The 10,942-nt window shown below is 71.2% G+C and carries 2 protein-coding genes; both read right to left on the bottom strand.

Annotated features, from left to right (window positions below; genetic code table 11):
* On the bottom strand, positions 1-7,880 hold a 7,880-nt coding region (locus tag ACH4PY_RS37020), incomplete at its 3' end, for an SDR family NAD(P)-dependent oxidoreductase (protein WP_398192920.1).
* Positions 7,880-10,942, bottom strand: a 3,063-nt coding sequence (locus tag ACH4PY_RS37015) for an SDR family NAD(P)-dependent oxidoreductase (RefSeq protein ID WP_398192919.1), incomplete at its 5' end; no start/stop codon positions are given. The genes ACH4PY_RS37020 and ACH4PY_RS37015, both read right to left, overlap by 1 nt.

Raw genomic sequence — 10,942 nt, 5'->3', positions numbered from 1 at the left:
AGCAGCTCCTCACGGCCAGACCCCAACACCACCGCCCGATCCTCGAACACCCCCCGCGAACCCACCAACGACCGCCCCACATCCACCGGCGACCAACCCACACCCGCCCCCAGCACCTCCACCAACCGACCCGCCTGCCCAACCACCGCACCCCCACCACGACCCGACACCACCCACGGCACCACACCCGACACCATCGGGTTGTCTGTCGTCGGGGCCAGCTCCTCGATCACGGGCGCCTGTTCCAGCACGACATGGGCGTTGGTACCGCTGATGCCGAACGAGGAGACAGCGCCGCGCCGCGGTCGGCCGACCTCGTCCCATTCCCGGGCCTCGGTCAGCAGCTCGACGGCGCCCGAATCCCATTCCACGTGCGGGGTCGGCTCGTCGACGTGCAGGGTCCGCGGCATGACGCCGTGCCGGATCGCCATCACCATCTTGATCAGACCCGCGACACCCGCGGCCGCCAAGGTGTGTCCGATGTTGGACTTGATGGAGCCCAGCCACAGCGGCCGGTCCTCCGACCGCCCCTGCCCGTAGGTCGCCAGCAACGCCTGCGCCTCGATCGGATCACCCAACCGCGTACCCGTACCGTGCGCCTCCACCACATCCACATCCGCCGTCGTCAAGCGCGCATTCGCCAGCGCCTGACGGATGACGCGTTCCTGCGAAGGACCGTTCGGCGCCGACAGACCGTTCGACGCACCGTCCTGGTTCACCGCGCTGCCGCGTACCACCGCCAGCACGGGGTGGCCGAGACGCTGGGCGTCGGACAGCCGCTCGACCAGCAGCACGCCGACACCCTCGCCCCAGCCCGTACCGTCGGCATCGGCGGAGAACGCCTTGCAGCGGCCGTCCGCGGAGAGCGCGCGCTGCCGGCTGAACTCGATGAAGCTCGTCGGACCTGCGTTGATGGTGGCACCGCCGACGACGGCGAGGCTGCACTCGCCCTGGCGCAGCGACTGCGCGGCCAGGTGCAGGGCGACCAGCGAGGACGAGCACGCCGTGTCCACCGTCACCGCCGGGCCCTCCAGCCCGAAGGTGTACGCGATCCGGCCCGACGCCACGCTGGTGGTCGTGCCGGTGGAGAGGTAGCCCTCGAACTCACCCGGTATGCGGCCGAGTCGGGAGGCGTAGTCCCCGGAGATCACGCCGGCGAAAACTCCGGTGTCACTGCCGCGGACGGTGGCCGGATCGATACCCGCCCGCTCGAACGCCTCCCACGCCGTCTCCAACAGCAAACGCTGCTGCGGATCCGTCGCCACCGCCTCCCGCGGACTCATCCCGAAGAACTCCGGATCAAACCGATCCGCCTCGTAAAGAAACCCACCCTCACGCGTGTACGACGTACCCACAGCCTCCGGATCCGGGTCGTACAACCTCTCCAGATCCCACCCACGATCGGTCGGAAAACCCGAGATAGCGTCAACCCCACCCTCCACCAACCGCCACAACCCCTCCGGCGAATCCACCCCACCCGGGAACCGGCACGCCATACCGACAATCACCACCGGATCGCCGCCCGTGTCCACCCCGACAGAGGCCACCACCGCCGGAGCCGAACGCTCGGCCACCGAACCCATCAGCTCCGCAAGCAGGAATCCGGCCAGGACGGACGAGGACGGATAGTCGAACACCAACGTCGCCGGCAACCGCAGACCCACCACCTGCTGAAGACGATTCCGCAGATCCACCGACATCAAGGAATCAAAACCCAACTCCTTGAACGCCCGATCAGGCCCGACGGCCTCCACCCCGGCAAACCCCAGAACACCCGCCACCGCCGAACGCACCGTCTCCAACACCACATGCCGACGCTCGGCCTCTCCCACACCGGCCAGCCGCTCCGCGAACGCACCCGCACCCGCACCCGCGCCCGCCGAGCCGCCGGCCGCCACCGAACGGCGACGGCTCACCGGCGTGGCCAGACCACGCAGCAGCAGCGGGCTGTTCTCGTCCAGCCTGGCCACGTCCAAGCGCACGGGCACCACGCCGGGGCGTGCGCCCGCCAGCGCGGCATCGAACAGGCCCAGTCCTGTATCGGGGGTCAAGGGCGTGATGCCGGAGCGGGCAATACGCTCGCGGTCGGTCTCGCTGAGGGTGTCGGCCATGCCGCCGGTGGTGCTGTCCCAGAGGCCCCAGGCGAGTGAGGTGGCGGGAAGGCGGTGGGCGTGGCGGTGGTGGGCGAGGGCGTCGAGGTAGGTGTTCGCGGCCGCGTAGTTCGCCTGTCCGGCGTTCCCGGTGATCCCGGCGATGGAGGAGAACAGCACGAACGCGGACAGGTCGAGATCGCGGGTGAGGTGGTGGAGGTTCCAGGCGGCATCCACCTTCGGACGCAGGACCTCGGAGAGTGTTTCAGGGGTGAGGTTCTGCAGGAGGGTGTCGGCGAGAACCCCGGCCGTGTGGACGACGGCCGTGAGCGGATGTTCCGCCGGGACGGTGTCCAGCACCGCGGCTGTCGCCTCACGGTCCGACAGGTCGGCCGCGGCCCACGTCACCTCCGCGCCCAATTCCGCCAGTTCGGTGGTGAGTTCGTCCGCGCCCGGGGCGTCGGCGCCGCGGCGGCTGACAAGGAGAAGGTGCCTGGCCTGGTGCTGGGTCACAAGGTGGCGGGCGAAAAGGGAGCCCAGAGTGCCGGTGGCGCCGGTCACCAGCACCGTGCCCTCGGGGTCGAGCGCCGCCGGAACGGTGAGGACGACCTTGCCGACATGGCGGGCCTGACCGAGGAAACGGAACGCCTCCGGGGAACGCCGTACGTCCCAGTCGGTGACGGGGAGCGGGTGCAGCACACCGCTCTCGAAAAGGCCCACCAACGCACGCAGCATCTCCTGGATACGCGGGTGACCGGCCTCCATCAGGTCGAACGCCTGATAGACCACGCCCGCATGCTCCGCGGCAACGGCCTGCGCGTCGCGGATGTCGGTCTTCCCCATTTCCAGGAAGCGGCCGCCGCGCGGCAGCAGCCGCAGTGACGCGTCGACGAACTCCCGGGCCAGCGAGTCAAGGACGATGTCGACGCCACGCCCGCCGGTGGCCGCGAGGATGCGCTGCTCGAACTCCAGGGTGCGGGAATCGGCCAGGCGGTCGTCCTCGAAACCCTGGGCCCTCAGGGTGTCCCACTTGCCGAGGCTCGCCGTGCCGAAGACCTCCAGCCCGAGGTGGCGCGCCAGTTGGACGGCCGCCATGCCGACGCCACCCGCAGCGGCGTGCACCAGCAGGGTCTCCCCCGCCTCAGCCGCGGCCAAGTCGTGCAGAGCGTAGTACGCCGTGAGGAAGACGATCGGGGTCGCCGCCGCCTGGGCGAACGACCAGCCTTCCGGGATCGGAGCCACCAGCAAGCGGTCGGTCACCGAGACCGGCCCGACACCTCCCGACAGCAGGCCCATCACACGGTCGCCCGGCTTGAGGTCGGTCACGCCGGGCCCGACCTCCAGCACGATCCCGGCACCCTCACTGCCGATCCGCGCCTCACCCGGATACATCCCCAACGCGATCAATACGTCACGGAAGTTGAGACCGGCCGCCCGCACCGACAACCGGATCTGCCCGGCCTCCAGCGACTGGGTTGCCTCCGGATTGGCGACCAGGGCCAACCCGTCGAGCGTGCCCGCCTTCGCAACGTCGATGCGCCACACCGCGGTGTCCGACGGAGGTGCCAGCACGGTGGTGTCGGTGGTGGTGGGTGTGAGGTGGGGGGTGTGGGGTGTGGTGTTGCGGTGGGCGGTTTGGGGGTGGTGGTGGGTGGTGGTGAGGGTGTGGGGGGTGAGGGGGTGGTGGTCGAGGTCGAGGAGGGTGAGGCGGTCGGGGTGTTCTGTCTGTGCGGTGCGGACCAGGCCCCAGACGGCTGCTGCGGTGAGGTCGGGGGCGGGGTCTGCGGGGTGGGTTGTGACGGCGTGGCGGGTGACGACGGTCAGGTGCCCGTCGGTGTGGCCGGGGTGCGCCAGCCATGCCTGGAGGGCGGCCAGGGTGTGGGTGAGGACGGTGTGGGTGTGGGCGGGGCCGGCGTCGGGCGGTGAGGGCTGCACGGTGAGCAGCACGTGGGCGTTCGCGGGGACGTCGTCCAGACCGGCGGCGACGGGCACACCGGTGAGACCGAAGGTTTCCGTGCCCAGGACCACCAGCTCACCCGTGTCGTCCTCGGTCCCGGCGTCGGCGGTGTCGGGGGTGGGGGTCCAGGTGAGCTGGTAGAGGTCGTTGCTGTGGGTGGTGGTCTGGACGGTGGTGGTGGGCAGGAGGGTGAGGGCGTCGGCGGTGATGACGGGTGTGCCGGTGGGGTCGGTGGCGGTGAGGGCGTGGGTGTTCTCGCCGGTGGTGGTCCAGTGGACGTGCAGGGTGGTGGCGCCGGTGGCGTGGAGGGTGACCCCGCTCCATGCGAACGGCAGCAGTACGGGCGGCTTGGCCCCTTCCTGCGCGGCGGCGTTCTCTTCCTCGGTGAGCAGGAGGGCGTGCAGGGCGGCGTCGAGGAGGGCCGGGTGGATACCGAACCCGCCGGTGTCGGTGTTGGTGTCGTCGGCGGGCAGGGTGATCTCGGCGGAGACGTCCCCGTCCGGGTGGCGCCACGCAGCACGCAGGCCCTGGAACAGCGGCCCGTACTCGTAGCCCCGGGCGGCGAGGCGGTCGTAGAGACCGTCCACGTCAACGGGCTGGGCGTCGGTGGGGGGCCAGGTGCTGTCGGACGGGGCGGGTTCGGGTGTTCCGGTGGTGAGGCGGCCGGTGGCGTGCCGGGCCCAGGGGCCGTTCCCGTCGTCGGAACGGGAGTGCACGGCCAGCGCGTATCCGCCCTCGTCCGGGGTGAGGGTGGCCTGCAACTGGACGGCCTGGCCTTCGGCGATCACCAGCGGTGCATGGAGAGTCAGGTCTTCGAGGTGTCCGGCGCCCAGGCGGTCACCCGCGGCGACGGCCAGGTCCACGAACGCCGTGCCCGGCAGCAGCACACTGCCCAGCACCATGTGATCCGCCAGCCACGGCTGCGTGGCGAGGGACAGCCTGCCGGTGAGGACCGCACCGCCTTCGTCGGCCAGGTCCACGGCCGCACCCAGGAGTCCGTGTCCGGCGTCGGCCTGGCCGAGTCCGGTCACGTCTCCGGTTACTGCGGGGGCTTCGAGCCAGTAGCGCTGGTGCTGGAAGGCGTAGGTGGGCAGGTCGGTGGTGCGGCCGCCGGTGAGGGCCGGGGTGTGGTCCCAGGTGATGGGGGTTCCGGTGGTCCACAGGTGGGCGAGGGCGGTGAGGAACGTCTCGTCCTCGGGCCTGCCCTTGCGCAGTGCGGCGACAGCCACAGCCTGGTCGCCTGTGTCGGTGCTGCTGAGGGTGGTGGTGATGCTGGCGGTCAGGACGGGGTCGGGGCCGAGTTCGAGGTAGGCGGTGACGGCGTGTTCGGTGGCGAGGTGCTGGATGCCGTGGTGGAAGCGGACCGTCCCGCGGATGTGGCGGGCCCAGTACTCCGGTGACGTCAGCTCCCCGGTGGTAGCCACAACCCCGGTCACGTTGGACAGGACCGGGATCTGCGGGGCCCGGAAGTCCAGGGTCCGGATCTCGCGGGTGAAGTCGTCCAGGACGGTGTCCATGTGGGGCGAGTGGAAGGCGTGGGAGACCGTGAGACGCCGGGTCCGCCGCCCCAGACCACGGAAATGCGCCGCAACCGCCTCCGCCGCATCCGTGTCACCCGAGACCACCACGGACGTCGGCCCGTTGACTGCGGCCAGCGAGAGCCGTTCGCCGAGCAGCGGCAGTACTTCGTCCTCGGTGGCCTCGACGGCGATCATCGCCCCGCCGGCCCGGGCGGCCTGCATCAGACGTCCCCGTGCGGTGACCAGGCGTGCCGCGTCCGGCAGCGAGAGCACGCCCGCGACGTGGGCGGCGGTCACCTCACCGACCGAGTGGCCGCCCACGACGTGCGGGATCACACCGTAGGACCGGGCCAGTGCGAACAGTGCGGTCTCCACCGCGAACAGCGCGGCCTGCGTGAACAGCGTCTGATCCAGACGCCCGCCGTCCTCCCCGTCCTCGTCCTCCCCGCCGAGGACGACGTCCTTGAGCGGGACCGGCAGGTGCGCGTCCAGCGCGGCGCACACCTCGTCGAAGGCCCGGGCGAACACCGGCTGCGTCTCATACAGTCCGGCGCCCATGCCGGGTCGCTGCGAGCCCTGCCCGGTGAACACCACCGCCACCCGGCCCTCACCCACAGCGTGGCCCCGCACCACACCCGGCACCTCGACACCACCCGCGAGCCCGGCCAGACCCGCCAGCAGCCCCTCACGATCACCACCGAGCACCACCGCCCGGTCCTCGAACACCGCCCGCGAACCGATCAGCGACACGGCCACATCCACCGGCGACACCTCACCGGCCGACACCACCTCCAGCAGCCGCCCGGCCTGCCCGGCAACCGCACCCCCACCCCGACCCGACACCACCCACGGCACCACACCCGACACCACCGAAGTGACACCCTCGTCCGGCTCGCCCGCATCCCCCTCCGGCACTTCCTCCGCAGGGGCGGGCGCCTGCTCCAGGATCACGTGCGCGTTCGTCCCGCTGACGCCGAACGAGGACACCGCAGCACGCCTCGGACGCCCGGCCTCGTCCCACTCGCGGGACTGCGTCAGCAGCTCCACCGCACCCGAATCCCACTCCACGTGCGGGGTCGGCTCGCCGACGTACAGCGTGCGCGGCATGACGCCGTGCCGCATCGCCATCACCATCTTGATCACGCCCGCGACGCCCGCGGCGGCCTGCGTGTGCCCGATGTTGGACTTGATGGACCCCAGCCACAACGGCCGGTCCTCCGACCGCCCCTGCCCGTACGTCGCCAGCAACGCCTGCGCCTCGATCGGGTCGCCCAACCGCGTACCCGTACCGTGCGCCTCCACCACATCCACATCCGCCGACGCCAGACGCGCACTCACCAGCGCCTGACGGATCACCCGCTCCTGCGAAGGACCGTTCGGCGCCGTCAGGCCGTTCGACGCACCGTCCTGGTTGACCGCGCTGCCGCGCACCACCGCGAGTACGGGGTGGCCGAGGCGCTGGGCGTCGGACAGCCGCTCGACCAGCAGCACGCCGACACCCTCGGCGAAGCCCGTGCCGTCGGCGTCGGCCGAGAAGGAGCGGCAGCGGCCGTCCGCCGACAGCCCGCGCTGGCGGCTGAACTCGGTGAACAGGGTCGGCGCGGCCATGACGGTGACGCCTCCGGCCAGGGCCATGGTGCACTCGCCCCGGCGCAGCGACTGGGCGGCCAGGTGCAGGGCGACCAGCGAGGACGAGCACGCCGTGTCCACCGTCACCGCCGGGCCCTCGAGCCCGAAGGTGTAGGCAACGCGGCCGGAGGCGATGCTCGTCGTGCTGCCGGTCAGCAGGTAGCCCTCGTACTCGTCGGGGACCTCGTTCGCCCGGGAGGCGTAGTCCTGGGCTATGACGCCGACGAACACGCCGGTGTCACTGCCGCGGACGGTGGCGGGGTCGATGCCGGCCCGTTCGAACGCCTCCCACGAGGTCTCCAGCAGCAGGCGCTGCTGCGGGTCGGCGGTCGCCGCCTCGCGCGGGCTGATGCCGAAGAACTCGGCGTCGAAGTCGCCGGCCCGCTCAAGGAACCCGCCGTGGCGCGCGTACGACGTCCCCGGGGTTTCCGGGTCCGGGTCGAAAAGCTTCTCCAGGTCCCAGCCGCGGTCGGTGGGGAATCCGGAGATCGCGTCGCCGCCCTCGGTCACCAGCCGCCACAGCTGCTCGGGCGACGTGACGTCACCGGGGTATCGGCAGCTCATCCCGACAATCGCGATCGGCTCCTGATCCTTCGCCTCCAGGTCACGGAGGCGCCGGTTGGCCTGGCGCAGGTCCGCGGTGGCGCGCTTGAGGTAGTCGCGGAGCTTCTCTTCATTCGCCATCAGAAGTTTCCGATCTCATTGTCGAGTGCGTCGAAAAGCTCGTCGTCGCTGGCCGAATCCAGGTCTTCGTCCGCGTCGTCGGCGTCGGCGGCCCCGGACGGACCGCCCCACTTCCACAGCAGCGCCTGAAGCCGGGCGACAATCTTCGTCTGGGCGTCGTTGCCGTCGCCGTCGCCGTCGATGGAGGCCAGGGTGAGGTCGATCTCGTCCAGCTGAGCGATCAGGCTCTTGGAGAGGTCCGCTTCCTCGGGCGCCAGTGCGTCCAGCAGGTAGCCGGAGAGCGCGCGGGGCGTCGGATGGTCGAAGACCAGCGTCGCGGGCAGCTTCAGGCCGGTCGCCGAGCCGAGGCGGTTGCGCAGTTCCACTGCGGTGAGCGAGTCGAAGCCGAGCTGCTTGAACGCCCGCTCGTCGTCGAGGCGGTCGGCGTCCGCGTGGCCGAGCACGGCTGCGGCCTGTCCCCGGACCAGGTCGAGGACGGCCGTACGCTGCTGGGGGCCGGTCAGTCCGGACAGGGTGTCCTTGAACGTGACGCCGGTGCCGACGGCTGCCGTCCCCGCCGACGCGACGCTGCGCCGGGAGGGCCGGTGGACCAGGCTGCGCAGGACGTACGGCACGTTTTCCGGTGCGGTGCCGGAACGCATCGCCGCCAGGTCGATCCGGATCGGGACGACGACCGCCTCGGCCGACTCCAGACCGGAATCGAACAGGGCCATGCCCTGCTCGGAGGTGATGGGGTGCACGCCCGTACGCTTCATCCGGGCGAGGTCGGCCTCGCCCATGTGGGCGGTCATGCTGCTTGTCTGAGCCCACAGGCCCCAGGCCAGCGAGTGCGCGGGCAGTCCGAGGGCCTGCCGGTGACGGGCCAGCGCGTCCACGTACGCGTTGGCAGCGGCGTAGTTGGCCTGCCCGGCAGTACCCAGGGTGCCCGCCGCGGAGGAGAAGAGGACGAAGGCCGACAGGTCCAGGTCCTTGGTGAGCTCGTGGAGGTTCCAGGCCGCGTCCACCTTGGGCCGCAGCACGGTCTCCAGGCTCTCCGGGGTCAGCGCCTCGATCACGCCGTCCGCCAGGACTCCCGCGGTGTGGACGACTGCCGTCAGCGGATGCTCCGCGGGTATCCGGGCGAGCAGTTCGGCCAGGGCCCCGCGGTCCGCCACGTCGCAGGCGGCGACGGAGACGTCGGCCCCGGCCTCCTCCAGCTCGGTGACCAGTTCGCCGGCTCCTGGTGCGTCCAGGCCGCTGCGGCTGGTCAACAGCAGTCGGCGTACGCCGTGTTCGGCGACCAGGTGGCGTGCCACCAGGCCACCGAGCACCCCGGTCGCTCCGGTGATCAGTACCGTTCCGTCGGTCTGCACCGGCTGCGGAAGGACGAGCACCAGCTTGCCGATGTGGCGGGCCTGGCTGAAATACCGAATGGCGTCGGGCGCCTGCCGTACGTCCCACGTGGTCACCGGCAGCGGCCGGATGACCCCGCTCTCGAACAACTCCCGCAGCTCGCACAACATCTGCTGCACCCGCTCCGGGCCGGCGTCGAGCAGGTCGTACACCTGGTAGGTCACACCGTCGTACTGCTTCGCGATCGTCGCGGGGTCGCGCTTGTCGGTCTTGCCCATCTCCAGGAAGCGGCCGCCCTTGCGCTGGAGCCGCAGCGAGGCGTCAACGTACTCGTGGGCAAGGGAGTTGAGGACGACGTCCACCCCGCGGTCGCCGAGGACCGTGCGGAACTCCTCCTCGAAGTCCAGGCTGCGCGAGGACGCGATGTGGTCGTCGGGAATCCCCGCCGCACGCAGCGTCTCCCACTTCCCCTGGCTGGCCGTCGCAAAGACTTCCAGCCCCCAGTGGCGAGCCAGTTCGAGCGTGGCCAGGCCGACACCGCCGGTCGCCGCGTGCAGCAGCAGCGATTCGCCGCGCTTGGCCCCGGCGAGGTCGACGAGGCCGTAGTAAGCCGTCAGGTAGACCACCGGCGCGGCGGCGGCCTGCACGAACGACCAACCCGTCGGCATGTGCGTGATCCAGCGGTGGTCGGTCACCGCGATCGGCCCGAGGACGGTGCTCAGCAGACCCATGACCCGGTCGCCCGGGGCGAACCCGGTGACGTCCGGCGCCACTTCAGTGATCACGCCCGCGACTTCACCGGCCTTCGCCCGCCCGTCGTCGGGCACCATCCCCAACGCGACCAGGACGTCACGGAAGTTCAGACCCGCCGCCCGGACGGAGATCCGTACCTGCCCCGGCTGCAACGGTTCCAGCGCCTCCGGGAAGGAGTTGAGCGAGATGGCGTCCAGCGAGCCCGCGACCTCCATGTCGAGGCTCCACGGCTCCGGCCCCTCCGGCACGGCCAGCAGACCCTGCCCGGTGGTGGGTGTGAGGTGGGGGGTGTGGGGTGTGGTGTTGCGGTGGGCGGTTTGGGGGTGGTGGTGGGTGGTGGTGAGGGTGTGGGGGGTGAGGGGGTGGTGGTCGAGGTCGAGGAGGGTGAGGCGGTCGGGGTGTTCTGTCTGTGCGGTGCGGACCAGGCCCCAGACGGCTGCTGCGGTGAGGTCGGGGGCGGGGTCTGCGGGGTGGGTTGTGACGGCGTGGCGGGTGACGACGGTCAGGTGCCCGTCGGTGTGGCCGGGATGCGCCAGCCACGCCTGGAGGGCGGTCAGGGTGTCGGTGAGGACGGTGTGGGTGTGGGCGGGGCTGGCGTCGTCGGGTGAGGGCTGGACGGTGAGCAGCACGTGGGCGTTCGCGGGGACGTCATCGAGGCTGGTGTGGACGGGCACACCGGTCAGACCGAACGTCTCCGTGCCCAGGACCACCAGCTCACGGGCCCCGGCGGCATCGGTGTCGGCCTCGGTGTCGGGGGTGGGGGTCCAGGTGAGCTGGTAGAGGTGGTCCGCGGTGGTGGGGGCGGGGGTCAGCGCGGCGAGCTGGTCGGTGGTGGTCTCGCGGACGGTGAGGGCGTCGGCGGTGATGACGGGTGTGCCGGCCGGGTCGGTGGCGGTGAGGGCGTGGGTGTTCTCGCCGGTGGTCGTCCAGCGGACGTGCAGGGTGGTGGCGCCGGTGGCGTGGAGGGTGACCCCGCT

Source organism: Streptomyces sp. NPDC021224, assembly GCF_044332905.1.
Lineage (GTDB): Bacteria > Actinomycetota > Actinomycetes > Streptomycetales > Streptomycetaceae > Actinacidiphila.
This window is presented reverse-complemented; position numbering and strand designations above follow the sequence as displayed.